General features: G+C 35.2%; 1 pseudogene. It reads left to right on the top strand.

The features are described from left to right. Window positions 1-307 (top strand): annotated as a pseudogene (locus HMPREF2613_RS00710) (LXG domain-containing protein); the annotation flags it as partial.

Below are 307 nucleotides of genomic sequence, written 5' to 3'. Positions count from 1 at the left end.
AAGATCCTGTTAATGATTTGAATAAAATTTCAAGTGAGGCACTAATTATCTATGCAGGGATTGGTGATATTCTGACGTTAACGAATCCTAGTTTGGATAGTGTGAAGGCGAGCTATAGTGAAGCAGTCAAGAGTTTAGATGATACCATAGAGAACATGGAAGCTTTTAATAGTGTTCTTTTAAAGACAGATACCTTTGACCTTATAGATATGCAAAATAGTGAAATTGCTACCCTATCAGGTTATGCTCCTCTTCCATATGGGAACACCGCATCGAGAAATTATTATAATCGAACTTGGTTTAAAAA

It is taken from the genome of Streptococcus sp. HMSC070B10, from assembly GCF_001808665.1.
In the GTDB taxonomy this organism is placed as follows: domain Bacteria; phylum Bacillota; class Bacilli; order Lactobacillales; family Streptococcaceae; genus Streptococcus.
Note: the sequence above shows the minus strand (reverse complement) of the source record. Positions and strands in the feature narration are given on the sequence as shown.